Source organism: Blastochloris viridis (assembly GCF_001402875.1).
Lineage (GTDB): Bacteria > Pseudomonadota > Alphaproteobacteria > Rhizobiales > Xanthobacteraceae > Blastochloris > Blastochloris viridis.
Genome location: NZ_CP012946.1, coordinates 3103706 through 3117926, shown reverse-complemented (window position 1 = coordinate 3117926; position 14221 = coordinate 3103706). Strand labels below are relative to the sequence as shown.

At 67.7% G+C, this 14221-nt stretch carries 14 protein-coding genes; 5 read left to right on the top strand and 9 right to left on the bottom strand.

What is annotated here, in order from left to right; translation table 11 throughout:
- The first annotated feature begins 106 nt into the window (after positions 1–106).
- Together BVIR_RS13565 and BVIR_RS13560 are read left to right on the top strand one after the other, a co-directional pair.
- The gene (locus BVIR_RS13565; protein WP_055038139.1) at positions 107–1504 is read left to right on the top strand and encodes a glutamine synthetase family protein; all 1398 of its coding nucleotides are present in this window, start codon (positions 107–109) and stop codon (positions 1502–1504) included.
- Between the two features lie 6 nt (positions 1505–1510).
- A complete protein-coding gene (locus tag BVIR_RS13560; RefSeq protein ID WP_055038138.1) occupies positions 1511–1972 on the top strand; it encodes a GNAT family acetyltransferase in 462 nt (153 codons plus the stop codon).
- On the opposite strand, the gene BVIR_RS13555 is transcribed toward BVIR_RS13560, so the two are convergent.
- Entirely contained in the window at positions 1935–2489 is a 555-nt protein-coding gene (locus BVIR_RS13555; RefSeq protein WP_055038137.1) for a response regulator, read from the bottom strand. The two genes, BVIR_RS13560 and BVIR_RS13555, sit on opposite strands and share 38 nt — an antisense overlap.
- Before the next feature lie 197 nt (positions 2490–2686).
- On the opposite strand from BVIR_RS13555, the gene BVIR_RS13550 reads away from it, so the two are divergent.
- Positions 2687–4057, top strand: coding sequence for a glutamate--cysteine ligase (locus BVIR_RS13550; RefSeq protein WP_055038136.1), 1371 nt, complete (start codon positions 2687–2689; stop codon positions 4055–4057).
- The gene (locus BVIR_RS13545) at positions 4054–4965 is read left to right on the top strand and encodes a DMT family transporter (protein WP_236823610.1); all 912 of its coding nucleotides are present in this window, start codon (positions 4054–4056) and stop codon (positions 4963–4965) included. The genes BVIR_RS13550 and BVIR_RS13545 overlap by 4 nt, the downstream gene beginning before the upstream one ends.
- 45 nt (positions 4966–5010) lie before the next feature.
- Here BVIR_RS13545 and BVIR_RS13540 read toward each other — a convergent pair whose 3' ends face one another.
- Positions 5011–5892, bottom strand: a complete 882-nt coding sequence (locus tag BVIR_RS13540; protein WP_055038135.1) for a LysR substrate-binding domain-containing protein — start codon at positions 5890–5892, stop codon at positions 5011–5013.
- 253 nt (positions 5893–6145) lie between these two features.
- On the opposite strand from BVIR_RS13540, the gene BVIR_RS13535 reads away from it, so the two are divergent.
- On the top strand, positions 6146–6436 hold the full coding sequence (locus BVIR_RS13535; RefSeq protein WP_055038134.1) for a DUF1127 domain-containing protein: 291 nt from the start codon (positions 6146–6148) through the stop codon (positions 6434–6436).
- Positions 6437–6627: 191 nt separating this feature from the next.
- Here BVIR_RS13535 and BVIR_RS13530 read toward each other — a convergent pair whose 3' ends face one another.
- The 7 genes from BVIR_RS13530 to BVIR_RS13500 form a co-directional block, all read right to left on the bottom strand.
- A complete protein-coding gene (locus BVIR_RS13530) occupies positions 6628–7437 on the bottom strand; it encodes a DUF937 domain-containing protein (protein ID WP_055038133.1) in 810 nt (269 codons plus the stop codon).
- A gap of 191 nt (positions 7438–7628) precedes the next feature.
- Positions 7629–9257, bottom strand: a complete 1629-nt coding sequence (locus BVIR_RS13525) for an ABC transporter ATP-binding protein (RefSeq protein WP_055038132.1) — start codon at positions 9255–9257, stop codon at positions 7629–7631.
- The gene (locus BVIR_RS13520) at positions 9254–9736 is read right to left on the bottom strand and encodes a type II toxin-antitoxin system VapC family toxin (RefSeq protein WP_082417149.1); all 483 of its coding nucleotides are present in this window, start codon (positions 9734–9736) and stop codon (positions 9254–9256) included. The genes BVIR_RS13525 and BVIR_RS13520 overlap by 4 nt, the downstream gene beginning before the upstream one ends.
- Complete coding sequence (locus BVIR_RS13515) at positions 9729–9968, bottom strand: hypothetical protein (protein WP_055038130.1); 240 nt, start codon at positions 9966–9968, stop codon at positions 9729–9731. Before BVIR_RS13515 ends, BVIR_RS13520 begins: the two co-directional genes overlap by 8 nt.
- A gap of 38 nt (positions 9969–10006) precedes the next feature.
- On the bottom strand, positions 10007–11176 hold the full coding sequence (locus BVIR_RS13510) for an ABC transporter permease (RefSeq protein ID WP_055038129.1): 1170 nt from the start codon (positions 11174–11176) through the stop codon (positions 10007–10009).
- Entirely contained in the window at positions 11176–12291 is a 1116-nt protein-coding gene (locus tag BVIR_RS13505; protein ID WP_055038900.1) for a microcin C ABC transporter permease YejB, read from the bottom strand. Before BVIR_RS13505 ends, BVIR_RS13510 begins: the two co-directional genes overlap by 1 nt.
- A 59-nt stretch (positions 12292–12350) precedes the next feature.
- The gene (locus BVIR_RS13500) at positions 12351–14213 is read right to left on the bottom strand and encodes an extracellular solute-binding protein (protein WP_055038899.1); all 1863 of its coding nucleotides are present in this window, start codon (positions 14211–14213) and stop codon (positions 12351–12353) included.
- Positions 14214–14221 lie beyond the last annotated feature (8 nt).

Here is a 14221-nt window from a genome sequence, read left to right as displayed (position 1 = left end):
CCCGTTTAGCGGGGGGGCGCCTTGCGTTCAACTCTGGTGTTGCCGCGTCTGGCGGCTTGACCCCGGCGCGGCCGGACCCGATCCTGCCGGCCTCACCGGAGGAATCATGGCTAAACCGAAGGATCCCAAAAGCGGATCGCCCAGCGGACGCGGCGTTGCGTCGGCTGAGGAAGGCCGCGCCTGGGCAAAGAAGCGCGGCATCGAGGAAATCGAGTGCGTGCTGCCCGATCAGGCCGGCGTCGCCCGCGGCAAGATCATGCCGGCGGCGAAGTTCTTCGCCAAGCCGCAGCTCGCGCTGCCGAGCTCGATCTTCTGCCAGACCATTTCCGGCGAATATCCCGACAGCGACGACAAATGGCAGGCCGACCCCGCCGACGGCGACCTGATGCTGGAGCCGGACTGGTCGACGCTGGCGGTGGTGCCGTGGGCATCGGACCCCACCGCCCAGCTCATCCATGACGCCTTCCACGGCGACGGCCGGCCGGTCGAGGTGGCGCCGCGCCAGGTGCTGCGCCGCGTCACCGAGCTTTACGCCCACCATGGCTGGACGCCGGTGGTGGCGCCGGAGATCGAGTTCTACCTCGTCAAGCCCAATGCCGACCCCGACTATCCGCTGGAGCCCCCGATCGGCCGCTCCGGCCGGCCGGAAATCGGCCGCCAGTCCTATTCGATCCAGGCGGTCAACGAGTTCGACGCCCTGTTCGAGCGCATCTACGACTATTCGGAGGCGCAGGGGCTGGAGATCGACACCCTGATCCACGAGGAGGGTGCGGCGCAGATGGAGATCAATCTGCGCCATGGCGAGCCGCTGCAGCTCGCCGACCAGGTGTTCATGTTCAAGCGCACCATCCGCGAGGCGGCGCTGCAGCACCAGATCTATGCCACCTTCATGGCCAAGCCGATCGCCCGCGAGCCCGGCTCGGCCATGCACATCCACCAGTCGGTGCTCGACACCGAGACCGGCAAGAACATCTTCTCCGACGAGAAGGGCCGGCCGACCGCGGAGTTCTTCTCCTTCATCGCCGGGCAGCAGAAATACCTGCCGGCGGTGATGTGCATGCTGGCGCCGTACGTGAACTCCTACCGGCGCCTCACCCGCGATTCCACCGCGCCGATCAACACCCGCTGGGGCTACGACAACCGCACCACCGGCCTGCGCATTCCGCCCTCGGACTCCGACGCGCGGCGGGTCGAGAACCGGGTGCCGTCGTCCGATGCCAACCCCTATCTGGCGGTGGCGGCGTCGCTGGCTTGCGGCTATCTCGGCATGATGGAGGGGCTGCCGGCCACCGAGCCGACCGAGGGCTCCGCCCACGGCCTCGACTTCGAGCTGCCGCGCGGCCTGTTGGAGGCGGTGGCGGCGTTCGAGGATTGCGAGCCGCTGATCGAGGTGCTGGGCGAGGCGTTCGTGGCGACCTACGCCGCCATCAAGCGTACCGAGTTCGAGACCTATATGCGGGTGATCTCGCCGTGGGAGCGCGAATATCTGCTGCTCAACGTGTGAGGCGCGATGACTCCCGATCAGCCGGAGCTGGACATCGGCGATCTTCGCCGGGACGAGGTCGCTTGCGCCGTCGCGCTGTGGACGGCGGCGGGGCTGACCCGGCCGTGGAACGACCCGATGGCGGACATCGAGCTGGCGCTGGCGACGCCAAACTCGACCGTCCTGGCCGGGCGGGCCGGCGGCGCCCTGGTTGCCACCGCCATGGTCGGCTCGGACGGCCACCGCGGCTGGGTCTATTACCTTGCGGTGACGGATGCCTGCCGCGGCCAGGGCTTCGGCACCGCGATGATGGCGGCCTGCGAGCGCTGGCTGACCGCGCGCGGGGTGCCGAAGCTCCACCTGCTGGTTCGCCGCGACAACACCCGGGTGATCGAGTTCTACGGCCGCCTCGGCTTCGAGGTGTCGGACAGCGTGATGCTGACGCGCTGGCTCACGGCGCCGGCGGCGCCGCCTGCCGCGACGCCTTGAGTTCGGCCATGCGCTGGCGGCGGGCGTAGTCGATGGCGGGGTCGGGCACCGAGCGGCGCGGCTCGGGGCCGTAATAGTCGCCGAGCCGCACCATCGGCCGCGGGTTGGCCAGGATCGAGATGATCCGCTCCAGCAGCGCCTTGCCGGACACCGGCTTTTTGAGGAATTCGTGGACGCCGAGCCGCGTCGCCTCGACGATGCGCCAGCGCTCGACGTGCCCGGTCAGCATGATGATCGGAATGTCGGGCTGCGGGAATACGCCGGGCGAGCGCACGATGCGCACCAGCTCTGCGCCGTTCAGCAGCGGCATTTCCCAGTCCAGCACCACGATATCGGGCGCGAACATCCGGATGGCTTCGATGCCGGCCAGCCCGTCTGCCGCTTCCAGCGTCGTCTTGACTCCGATATTGGTCAGGATGTTGCGGACGAGCTTGCGCATGAACGCATTGTCGTCCACCACCAGCACCGAGATGTTCTGGAGAAGATTTTCGTATTTCTTGGGAATTGCGGTCTGCATTTCGTAATTGGGGTTTCAGTCGGAGGAGCCGGCTTCGAAGCCCACAGACTGCCTCACCTTCGTCAAAACCAACTTTACGAATTTGGGAAAATTGTTCGAAGGTGCGCAAACCCGTGGCCGGCGGATCGCGGTCGCCTCCCGGTTTGCGCTGGGCGCGGCGTTGTGTAAGGTCCGCCTCCCATTCGCCGGAGCCCTGGATGGCGCGCGATACCATCGATTTGATTCCCATCTCCGGGCGCGACGAACTCGTGTCCTATCTCGAAGCGGGCTGCAAACCGCCGTCAGCGTTCCGAATCGGTACCGAGCACGAGAAGTTCGCCTTCACCCTCGCCCGACACGAGCCGGTGCCCTATCAGGGCGCACGCAGCATCCGGGCGCTGCTCGACGGCATGCGTTTGCTGCTGGGCTGGGAGCCGATTTTCGACGGCGACAACATCATCGGCATGGCCGACGTCACCCATGGCGGCGCCATCTCGCTGGAGCCGGGCGGCCAATTCGAGCTGTCGGGCGCGCCGCTGGAGACCGTCCACGAGACCTTCACCGAGCTTTACGCCCACCTTGCGCAGCTCCGCGAGGTCGCCGCGCCGCTCGGCATCGGCTTTCTCGGCCTCGGCATGAGCCCGAAATGGACGCTGGCGGAAACGCCGGTGATGCCCAAGGGCCGCTACCAGATCATGGCGAACTACATGCCCAAGGTCGGCAGCCGTGGCCTCGACATGATGTTCCGCACCTGCACCGTGCAGGTGAACCTCGACTTCGCCTCCGAAGCCGACATGGTGAAGAAGCTCCGGGTGTCGCTGGCGCTGCAGCCGATCGCCACCGCGATCTTCGCCAACTCGCCGTTTACCGAAGGCAAGCCGAACGGGTTTTTGTCGGCGCGCTCGGAGATCTGGCGCGACACCGACAATGACCGCGCCGGCATGCTGCCGTTCGCGTTCGCAGGCGGCATGGGGTTCGAGCGCTACGTCGATTATGCGCTCGACGTGCCGATGTACTTCGTCAAGCGCGGCGACGCCTACATCGACGTCGCCGGCGCCTCGTTCCGCGACCTGATGGCCGGCCGGCTGGCGCAGATGCCGGGTGAGGTCGCGACGCGCTCGGACTGGGTCAACCACCTCTCGACCATCTTCCCCGAGGTGCGGCTGAAGAAGTTCCTGGAAATGCGCGGCGCCGACGCCGGGCCGTGGCGGCGGCTGCCGGCATTCGCGGCGCTGTGGGTCGGCGTGCTCTATGACGATGTCGCGCTCGACGCCGCCTGGGAGTTGGTGAAGGGCTGGACCGCCGAGCAGCGCCAGCGCCTGCGCGACGAGGTGCCCCGGCTCGGCTTCAAGGCCGAGATCGCCGGCCGCAGCGCCCACGATATCGCTCGTGATATGCTGGCGCTGGCCCGCGGCGGCCTTGCCCGCCGCGACCGGCTCGACAATTGCGGCTGCGACGAGAGCAAGCATCTGGAGGCGATCGCCCCGTTCGTCGAGGCCGGGCGTACCCCGGCCGAAGACCTGCTCGAGGCCTATCACGGCCGCTGGAACGGCTCGGTCGAGCCGGTGTTCGACGAGTACGTCTATTGAGCGATCCGCTGGCGCGCTCACCGGCGCTGACCGCGCTCGACCTCGGTCTCTACGGTCTCACCGTGTTCGGCTGGGGCACCAGCTGGTACGCCATGAAGCTGCAGGTCGGCACCGTCGCCCCCGAGGTGTCGGTGATGTGGCGCTTCGTGCTGGCGGCCTTGGTGATGTTCGCGTGGGCGGCGCTGAGGCGGCTGCCGCTGCGCTATCCGCCGGCCGACCATGCCCGCTTCGCGCTGCTCGGCCTGCTGCTGTTCTCCACCAACTTCGTGCTGTTCTATCACGGCGCGCGCTGGCTGCCGTCCGGCCTGCTGTCGGTGATCTTCTCGCTGTCGAGCGTCGGCAACGTGCTGCTGGCGGCGGCGCTGTTCGGCACTCGGATCGAGGCCAAGGTGGTGGGCGGCGCGTTGCTCGGCGCCGGCGGCGTCGCGCTGATCTTCTGGCCGGCGCTGGCCGGCACCCGGCTCGACGCCGGCACCGCGGCCGGGCTGGCGCTGGGCGTGGTCGGCACGGTGTCGTTCTGCCTCGGCAACATGGTGTCGGCGCGCCTGCAGCAGTACCGGGTGCCGGTGATCGCAGCGACCGCCTGGGGCATGGCCTATGGCGTGCTGCTGCTGGCGGCGGCCTCGCTGGTGGCCGGCCATTCCTTCGCCATCGATCTGTCGCCGGCCTATGTCGGCTCGATGCTGTGGCTGGTCGGGCCGTCCTCGGTGCTGGCGTTCGCCGCTTATCTGACCTTGCTCGGGCGCATCGGCCCGGCCCGCGCCGGCTACGTCACCGTGCTGTTTCCGCTGGTGGCGCTGGCGGTGTCGACCGCGGTGGAAGCCTATGTCTGGACGCTGCCGGCGATCGCCGGCGTCGTCCTGGTGCTGGGCGGCAACCTGCTGGTGCTCACGAGCCGGCGGGGCTGAGAGACAACGCGGCCTGCCGTCCGAGTTTCCAACGGTCTCTGACTGCTACTCCGCCGCCGCCACTGTCTCCGACATGTTGTCGAGCGAGGAGATGATGTGCTCGGCCAACGCATCGGCCAGCGCCGAGCGCTCGTGCGGGCTGCGGGCGAGGCCGATGTCGACGGTCGGCAGGGTGGGAAAGCCGTCGGCGTGGCCGAGAACGCGCATGCCCGGCCGCATGCCCGATTCCGGCAGCACCGAGATGGCGAGGCCGGCCAGCACCGCGGCGGCCACCGCCCCGGCGTTCCAGCTCGAATAGAGCACGCGGTGGCGGCGGCCGGTCTCCTCGATCCGCTCCAGCGCGATGCGCCGCCAGGAGCAGTTCGGCCGGCCCAGCGCCAGCGGCAGCGGCTCGATCTCGTGGGTGGCGTGGCGCATCGAGCCGACCCATAGCAGCCGCTCGCGCCGGAAGGTCTCGACCGGGAACTTGCCCTCGGTGTTGGTGATGATGGCGAGGTCGATCTCGCCGCCCTGGATGCGCTCGATCAGGTCCGGGGTCGGCTCGCACATCACGGTGAGTTCGACGCTGGGGTAGGAGCGCGAGAATCGCGCCATGATTTCCGGCAGATAGCGGTCGGCGTAGTCGTCGGGCACGCCCAGCCGGACGTTGCCGGTCAGCGCCGCGCCGGAGAACGCGCTCATCGCCTCGTGGTTCAGCCGCACGATGCGGCGGGCGTAGTCGAGCAGGCGCTCGCCGCTCTCGGTCAGCTTGGAGCCGCGGCCGTCACGGGCGAACACCGCCTGGCCGATGCGCTCCTCCAGCCGCTTCATCTGCATCGACACCGCAGACTGGGTCTTGTGCACCACCTCGCCGGCGCGGGTGAAGCTGCCGGTTTCGGCGATGGCGACGAAGGTACGGAGTTGGTCGATGTCGAGCAAATGGGCCATCCGGCACCTGGCAAGCATCAAAGGTGGTGATGCCAGAGATTAGGAACATTCGCTCGCCTGATCAATTCATTTCGTGCATAGTCCGCCCACATTCCTTCACGTTCGTTAATGCCCTGGGGTCCGGCGGCGGTGCCGTACCGATCCCGTGGCGCCGTCCCGCAGGGGCGGGGCCGACCCCGCGAACTTTCGACCCCTCGCGGCCGAAGTCCGCCTGATCTGCCCGCGGTGCGGGCAAGACCTTGAGGAAACCACCATGACGATCGCCCGCGCTCCCTCCGCCGCGCATCTGTCGCAAAGCCTGGCGGCGACCTTCATTCACAAGCTGGCTCAGCCGATCCTCGCCGTGGTGCGCGCGCTGGAGGCAAGGCGCCAGATCGCGCAGATGGCGGCTCTGAGCGACATCATGCTCAAGGACATCGGGCTTCAGCGCCAGGACCTGCAGGACGCCGCCAGCCTGTCGCCGTTCTCGGACCCGACCCGGCTTCTGGTGTCGCGGGTGTCGGAGCGGCGCGCCGCCCGACTCCAGGCCCGTCCGCGCCCGTGATCGGGTTGCCGGCCGCTCAAGCCTGAGCCACGCCGTTCGCCTGCCTTGCGGGGTCGGTGCCCCCGCGGCCCCGCAATCGAGCGCCCGCCCACACTTGGTTGTGGGCGGGCGCTTTCGCGTCTGGACGCTCGATCACGAGTCCTGGCGCCGGATTCAACGGCCATGGGCGTCGGCATCCGGGGCCGTTCGTTTCAGGCGTCATGGCTCTTGGTACCCGCGGCCTGACGGGCCGGGGCGTGATCGAGGAAGCTGTCGAAGATCTGGTTGATGCGGTCGAGATTGGCCTTCTGGGCGTCGACGCCGGCCTCGAACAGCTTGCCGAACGTTGCGTTGCCGGAGCGTCCGAGGTCCTGCACCTGCTCGGCCATCGCGGTGAAATCGGGCACCGGCGACGGCGGCGCCTTCGGCGGGCTCTGGCCCAGCATCGATTGCATCAGGCTGGTCCACGCCGCGGCGACCTCGGCCGGCCCCGGCGGCGGCGGCGGCTCGGGCGCGCGCTGCGGCGCCATTGCCGCAAAGAAGCCCTGGAACGCCTCGGCCATGCCGGCCTGGGCCTGCGCCGCCTGCGGCATGCCGCCGGCGATCAGGGCACCGACCGCCGGCATCATCGCCTTGGTCGCCTCAACCCCGACGCCCGACAGCGCCGCGGCATGGGCCGCCACCGCGCGGCTGGCCTCCTTGGAGCCGAACAGCAGCGTCAGGATGTCCTCGCCCGGCGTCGGCGGCGCTGGTTGCTGGAAGCCCATCGCCTGCTGGGCGGTGGCGAACAGCCGCCCGGCGCTTTCGAACCAGTCGGCATAGGGGTTGCGCGCCATGATGTTGAAGAACTGGCTGAGGCCGTCCGGCGTTTCGGTCGCGCGCTTGAAGCCGAGCGCGAACGCCGGCAGCATCGCCTCCACCGCCGCCCGCGTCTGCTCGGGCGAGAGCCCGTACATTCGGGCGAGGTTTGCCATCGCGGCGCCGCCCTGGGCCTTGGCGATGATCTCGTAAAGATTGAACATGGAGTCCTCCCTGCCGGCTTGTTGTGTGCCAATGTAGGGCACAACGGCCGCTTGCCCAATCGTCTGCAGCAGGGATGATGCGCCGCGCGGGCGCCTGCCCGGACGGGTTGCCGGATGATCACGCCGCGATCCCGGACATGACCGCGCCCGGCCATCTTGATCGGCTCCGGCCGGATCGGCCGGAGGCCAAATCACTGGCTGACGGCACCGCTGTCGGCGGTTTCCAGCGAGAACGCGGCGGCGAACAGCGCGCGGGTGTAGGGCGAGGTCGGCGCCCGGAACAGCCGCTCGGCCGGGCCCTCCTCCACCACCTTGCCGGCTTTCATCACCATCACCCGGCTGGCAAGCGCCGCCACCACCTTGAGGTCGTGCGAGATGAACAGGTAAGTGAGGTCGCGCCGCCGCTGCAGGTCGCGCAACAGGTCGACGATCTGGGCCTGCACCAGCATGTCGAGCGCGCTGGTCGGCTCGTCCAGCACCACGAACGAGGGCTCCAGCACGATGGCGCGCGCCACTGCGATGCGCTGGCGCTGGCCGCCGGAGAATTCGTGCGGGTAGCGGAACCGGGTCGAGGGATCGAGCCCGACGTCGTGCAGCGCCGCCACCACTTTTGCGGTTCGCTCGGCATCGGATAGCTTGGGCTGGTGGACGCGCAGGCCCTCGGCGACGATGTCCTCGATGGTGAGGCGTGGGCTGAGCGAGCCGTAGGGATCCTGGAACACGATCTGCATGTCGCGGCGATGCGGCCGCATCTGGTTGAAGCTGAGTTCCTGGACTTCCTGGCCCATGAACACGATCGGGCCAGCGGAGGAGATCAGCCGCAGGATGGCGAGGCCGAGCGTGGTTTTGCCGGAGCCGGATTCGCCGACCACGCCGAGGGTCTCGCCCCTGCGGATGGCGAGCGAGACGCCATCGACCGCCTTGATGTGGCCTTTGACGCGACGCAGCACGCCGCGCCGGATCGGGAACCACACCTTGAGATCGCGGGTCTCGACCATCACCGGCGCCTCGGGCCGCATCGGCGCCGGCTCGCCTTTGGGCTCGGCTTCCATCAGCGCCTTGGTATAGGGATGCGCCGGCGCCTCGAACACGGTCTCGACCGCGCCCTGCTCGACGATCTGGCCCTTGTTCATCACGCAGACGCGGTCGGCAATCTTCCGCACGATGCCGAGGTCGTGGGTGATGAACAAGATTGCCATGCCGAGCCGGCGCTGCAATTCCTTCAGCAGCGTCAGGATCTGGGCCTGCACCGTGACGTCGAGCGCGGTGGTCGGCTCGTCCGCGATCAAAAGGTCGGGCTCGTTGGCGAGCGCCATCGCGATCATCACCCGCTGGCGCTGGCCGCCGGACAGCTGGTGCGGATAGCTGGCGAGCCGGCTCGCCGGGTCGGGGATGCCGACCTGGCTCAGAAGCTCGATGGTGCGGTTGCGCACCGCCTCGCCGCGCAGCGGCCGGTGCAGCTCGATGATCTCGCCGATCTGCCGCTCGATGGTGTGGAGCGGGTTGAGCGAGCTCATCGGCTCCTGGAACACCATGGTGATGTCGTCGCCGCGGACCCGCCGGATATCGCGCTCCGAGAGGTCGAGCAGATCCTCGCCCTTGAAGCGCACCCGGCCCGAGGGGTGGAAGGCGGAGGGGTAGGGCAGGAGCTTCAGGATCGACAGCGCCGACACCGACTTGCCCGAGCCGGACTCCCCGACCAGCGCGACGGTCTCGCCCTTGTTCACGGTGAAGGAGATGCGGTCGACCGCCAGCGTCTCCCGCGTGCCCTGGCGGAAGGCGACAGACAGGTCTTCGACGGCGAGGAGGGGAGGGGTCATGCGAGCGTCCTCAGCAGGTCTTCGATGTCGTTCGCAGACGTCGTGAACTGGCGAAACCCCGCGGGTAGCCTGAATCGGGTGTCGTTGGTTACAATGGAGCGACATTTCGCGCGGATGGCAGAGACGGCGTGGATTGCGTCAGGTAGCTTTGGCATCGCCAGTTTGCCGTCGTCCCGTGTCCAGGATGCCGCGCGCCGATAATCCGCGGTTTCGACGAGGATGCCGCGCGTAACCGGCAGGAGCCTGATCAGCCCACTCCAGACGATAAGGTTCACGAACTGGCGGCGGTGGTCCGGCGTTCGGGCTTTCGGAAGCACCTCGGCAAGCGTCAATTCGCTGGTCACGCCCAGACCCGGACGCTCTCGAAGCCGACGAAACACCGCGTCCATTGCTTCAGCTACGTGATCTTCTCCCTCAATATAGTAAATAAACGGATTTGCATCGAAATAGACGGCTGGACGATCGACACTATCAATCATCCCACATGTCCCGGTCTCGGCGAACGTCGTCGTCGATTTCTTCCTTGGTGAGATAGGGAGGTCGGCGAAGGGCGAATATTTCCTCAAGCGTCATGAGTTGATCCGGACGCTGCTCACCGCCGGTCGTATCCTCTTCGATCGTCACCGTGACGACGGCGTTCAGGTCTGTCGTCGGACGCAATTCCTCCGGCAATTTTGAAACCGGGTAGTTCTCGCGCACGATCCTGTTCATCGCACCACTCCGTCGCTCGGCCGCATCCTACCGCACTCTCACCCGAACGTCTTTCTCGGGTCGAAGGCGTCGCGCACCGCCTCGCCGATGAAGATCAACAGCGACAGCATGATCGCCACGGCGAAGAAGCCGGTGAGGCCGAGCCACGGCGCCTGAACGTTGGCTTTGCCCTGGGCCAACAGCTCGCCCAGCGAGGGCGAGCCCGGCGGCAGGCCGAAGCCGAGAAAGTCGAGCGCGGTCAGCGTCATCACCGCGCCGGACAGGATGAAGGGCAGGAAGGTCAGCGTCGCCACCATGGCGTTGGGCAGCAGATGCCGGAACATGATCGCGCGGTTGGAGACGCCGAGCGCCCGGGCCGCCTGGACGTATTCGAAGTTGCGCCCGCGCAGGAACTCCGCCCGCACCAGACCGACCAGCGCCACCCAGGAGAACAGCAGCAGGATGCCGAGCAGCACGAAGAAGCCCGGCACCAGCACCGAGGAGATGATGAGCAGCAGGTAGAGCGAGGGGATCGCCGTCCAGATCTCGATGAAGCGTTGGAACAGAAGGTCGGTCCAGCCGCCGAAATAGCCCTGCACCGCGCCGGCGGCGACGCCGATGGCGGACGAGATCAGCGTCAGCGTCAGCCCGAACAGCACTGAGAGGCGGAAGCCGTAGATCAGCCGCGCCACCAGGTCGCGGCCCTGGTCGTCGGTGCCGAGCCAGTTGGCCTCAAGGTCGGTGCAGCCGGCAACGCCCTTCTTCTCCGCCACCGCCTTGCACTGCGCCTCGGTCAGCATCCAGGTCGGCGGCGAGGGCGCCGGCGTCGGCAGGTCGAGGTTGTGTGTGTCGTAGCTGTAGCGGATCGGCGGCCAGATCATCCAGCCGCCCTTGTCCGCGATCAGCTTCTTGAGGAACGGGTCGCGGTAGTCGGCCTTGGTCTCGAAGTCGCCGCCGAACGCGGTCTCCGGATAATCGACCAGCACCGGCACGTAGTAGTGGCCCTCGAACTTCACCAAGAACGGCCGGTCGTTGGCGACCAGCTCGGCGAACAGCGACACCACGAACAGCACCATGAACAGCCAGAACGCCCAGTAGCCGCGCCGGTTGGCGCGGAAATTCGCAAGCCGGCGCTTGTTGAGCGGCGACAGGGCGAACCGGCTCCGGTGCGGGGTCGGTGCAGCGGCGAGCGGATCGGGTTCGGATTTGACGTCGGTGGTTACGTCCATCACACCTCGCGCGCCTCGAAGTCGATGCGGGGATCGACCCAGGTGTAGGTGAGGTCGGAGATCAGGTTCACCACGAGCCCGACCAGCGAAAAGATGTAGAGTGTGGCGAACACCACGGCATAGTCACGGTTCAATACGCTCTCGAAGCCGAGAAGGCCGAGCCCGTCGAGCGAAAAGATCGTCTCGATCAACAGCGATCCGGTGAAGAAAGCGCTGACGAAGGCGCCGGGAAAGCCGGCGATCACGATCAGCATGGCGTTGCGGAAGACATGGCCGTACAGCACCCGCGTTTCGCCGCAGCCCTTCATCCGCGCCGTCAGCACGTATTGCTTGCGGATCTCGTCGAGGAACGAGTTCTTGGTCAGCAGCGTCATGGTGGCGAACGACGACAGCGCCATCGACACGATCGGCAGCGTCAGGTGCCAAGCATAGTCGGCGATCTTGCCGCCGAGCGACAGCTCGTGCCAGTTGTCGGAGGTGAGGCCACGCAGCGGGAACCACGAGAAGAACGAGCCGCCGGCGAACACGATGATCAAAAGGATGGCGAATAGAAACCCCGGCACGGCGTAGCCGACCACGACGACGGCCGAGCTCCAGACGTCGAAGCGCGAGCCGTCGCGGATCGCCTTTCTGATGCCGAGCGGGATCGAGATCAGATAGGTGACGAGGGTCATCCACAACCCGAGTGAGATCGAGACCGGCAGCTTCTCCTTGATCAGGTCGATCACGCGGATGTCGCGGAAATAGCTCTTGCCGAAGTCGAACATGGCGTAGTTCGACAGCATGATCAGGAAGCGCTCGTGCGCCGGCTTGTCGAATCCGAACTGGGCCTCGAGCTGCTTGATGAAGTCGGGGTCGAGGCCCTGGGCGCCGCGGTATTTCGCCTGCGTGCCGTCCGCCCCGCCGGCACCCTCGCGCCCCATCGTGGCGCCGAAATCGCCCGAGCCCTGGCCGGTGAAGCGCGCGGTGGCGGAGACGTCGGTGCCGGACACCTGAGCGATGATGCGCTCGATCGGCCCGCCCGGTGCGAACTGAACCACCGCGAACGACACCAGCATGATTCCGAGCAGCGTGGGGATCATCAGGAACAGGCGGCGGATGATGTAGGCCGTCATGTCGTGTCTTTCCTTGGCGCTCCGGCCGGCTTCTCCCGGCTCGAAGCGAAAGCGTCCCGTCACCCGCGGCCGATCCGCGCCGACTTCTCGGCGTTCCGCCACCAGGTTTCCGGCGCGCCGCGGCTGTAGCGCGGCGTCACCTGCGGCCGATCGTACACGTCCCAATAGGCCAGCCAGTGGTTGGGCTTGTACCAGTGCGGCACCCAGTAGCGGCCAGCGCGCAGCACGCGGTCGAGCGCGCGGCAGGCGGCAATCAGCTCCTGGCGGCTGTTCGCGGCGATCGCGGTCTCGATCAGCGCGTCGACCACCGGGTCGTCGATGCCGGGCAAATTGAGCGAGCCGCGGGTCGCCGCGGCGTGGCTGGAGAAGAAGGTGCGCAGCGTGTCGCCCGGCGTCTGCGGGAACACGAAGCGCGAAATCGTGATGTCGAAGTCGAAATCGTCGAGCCGGGAGCGGTATTGCACCGCGTCGACCAGACGGAGGCTGACCTGGATGCCGAGCTGTTCCAGCCGCTTGGCGTAGGTCTGGTGGAGAGGTTCGAACACCCGCTCGAACATCAGGAACTCGACCGTGAGCGGCTCGCCCTGCGGGCCGACGCGGCGGCGGTCCTTGATGGTCCAGCCCGCCTGATCGAGCAACTGCCCGGCGTGGCGCAGCGACGCGCGGTCCTGGCCCGAACCGTCGGTCACCGGCGGCGTCCACGGCTCGCCGAAGACGTCGTCCGGCACCTTGCCGCGATAAGGCTCCAGGAGCTTCAGCTCGCCCTCGCCCGGCACTCCCGTCGCCATCATCGGCGAGTTCTGGAAATAGGAGTGGGTGCGGTGGTAGGAGCCGAACATCAGATTGGCGTTGGTCCACTCGAAGTCGAACGCCAGCGCGAAGGCCTCGCGCACCCGCGGGTCCTTGAACTGGGTCCGGCGGGTGTTGAACATCCAGCCCTGTGCGCCCGACGCCCGTTCGTCGGCGATGATGTCACGCTTGATGCGGCCGTCGCGCACCGCCGGCACGTCATAGCGGGTCGCCCAGACGCGGGAGGTATACTCCTCGCGGAACAAATAGTTGCCGGCGGTGAAGCCCTCGAACGCGGTGTCGCGGTCGCGGTAGTATTCATAGCGGATGACGTCGAAATTGAAGTGGCCGCGGAAGGCCGGCAGCCCCTCGCCCCACCAGTCCTTGACGCGCTCGAATTCCAGGAACCGGCCCTGCTCGAAGCGGCCGACCCGGTAGGGCCCCGAGCCCAGCGGCGGCTCCAGCGTGCTCTCCTCGAACGGATGGCTGGCGTAATAGGCCTGCGACAGGATCGGCTGCACCGCAGCGCTGAGGGCGGCGTCGCGGCCGCGCCGCGGGTTGAACACCAGCCGCACGGTGCGCGCGTCCTCGGCCTCGACGCTGTCGAGGTCGCGCAGTGTGGCGCGGATGTTGGGATGGCTCTTGGTCTTGAGCGTGGTCAGCGAGAAGGCGACGTCGCCGGCGGTGATCGGCGTGCCGTCGTGGAACCTCGCGGTTGGCCGCAGCCGGAATCGAAGGGTGAGGCCGTCGTCCGACACCTCGACGGTCTCGGCCGCAGCGGCATAGACCGCATCGGGCTCGTCGAACGCCCGCACCATCAGCGAGGCGAAGGTCAGCTCCATGCCGATCGCCGGGTCGCCCTTGAGGATGAAGGCGTTGAGGGTGTTGAAGGTGGTGGTGCCGGCCCCGGCCAGCTCGATGAACGTGCCGCCTTTTGGCGCCAGCGGGTTGACGTAACCGAACTGCGCGAAGTCCGGCGGGTATTTGAGGTCGCCGAATGCCGAGAGGCCGTGGCGCGCCGACGCCGGGCGGGCCGGCGGCTCGGCGCGGCCCGGCACCGGGAGCAGGGGGCTGGCGGCGGCGCCGGCGAGCGCCGCCAGCGTGCCGCGCCGGGTGAGGCCAAACCGGATCATGGGCGGCT

What these genes read in the sequence shown, in the direction of transcription:
- BVIR_RS13555 (WP_055038137.1), bottom strand. Translation starts at nt 2,489, where the DNA reads ATGCAGACCGCAATTCCCAAGAAATACGAAAATCTTCTCCAGAACATC.
- BVIR_RS13530 (WP_055038133.1), bottom strand. Translation starts at nt 7,437, where the DNA reads ATGTTCAATCTTTACGAGATCATCGCCAAGGCCCAGGGCGGCGCCGCG.
- BVIR_RS13550 (WP_055038136.1), top strand. Translation starts at nt 2,687, where the DNA reads ATGGCGCGCGATACCATCGATTTGATTCCCATCTCCGGGCGCGACGAA.
- BVIR_RS13515 (WP_055038130.1), bottom strand. Translation starts at nt 9,968, where the DNA reads ATGAACAGGATCGTGCGCGAGAACTACCCGGTTTCAAAATTGCCGGAG.
- BVIR_RS13510 (WP_055038129.1), bottom strand. Translation starts at nt 11,176, where the DNA reads ATGGACGTAACCACCGACGTCAAATCCGAACCCGATCCGCTCGCCGCT.
- BVIR_RS13500 (WP_055038899.1), bottom strand. Translation starts at nt 14,213, where the DNA reads ATGATCCGGTTTGGCCTCACCCGGCGCGGCACGCTGGCGGCGCTCGCC.
- BVIR_RS13565 (WP_055038139.1), top strand. Translation starts at nt 107, where the DNA reads ATGGCTAAACCGAAGGATCCCAAAAGCGGATCGCCCAGCGGACGCGGC.
- BVIR_RS13540 (WP_055038135.1), bottom strand. Translation starts at nt 5,892, where the DNA reads ATGGCCCATTTGCTCGACATCGACCAACTCCGTACCTTCGTCGCCATC.
- BVIR_RS13520 (WP_082417149.1), bottom strand. Translation starts at nt 9,736, where the DNA reads ATGATTGATAGTGTCGATCGTCCAGCCGTCTATTTCGATGCAAATCCG.
- BVIR_RS13535 (WP_055038134.1), top strand. Translation starts at nt 6,146, where the DNA reads ATGACGATCGCCCGCGCTCCCTCCGCCGCGCATCTGTCGCAAAGCCTG.
- BVIR_RS13505 (WP_055038900.1), bottom strand. Translation starts at nt 12,291, where the DNA reads ATGACGGCCTACATCATCCGCCGCCTGTTCCTGATGATCCCCACGCTG.
- BVIR_RS13560 (WP_055038138.1), top strand. Translation starts at nt 1,511, where the DNA reads ATGACTCCCGATCAGCCGGAGCTGGACATCGGCGATCTTCGCCGGGAC.
- BVIR_RS13525 (WP_055038132.1), bottom strand. Translation starts at nt 9,257, where the DNA reads ATGACCCCTCCCCTCCTCGCCGTCGAAGACCTGTCTGTCGCCTTCCGC.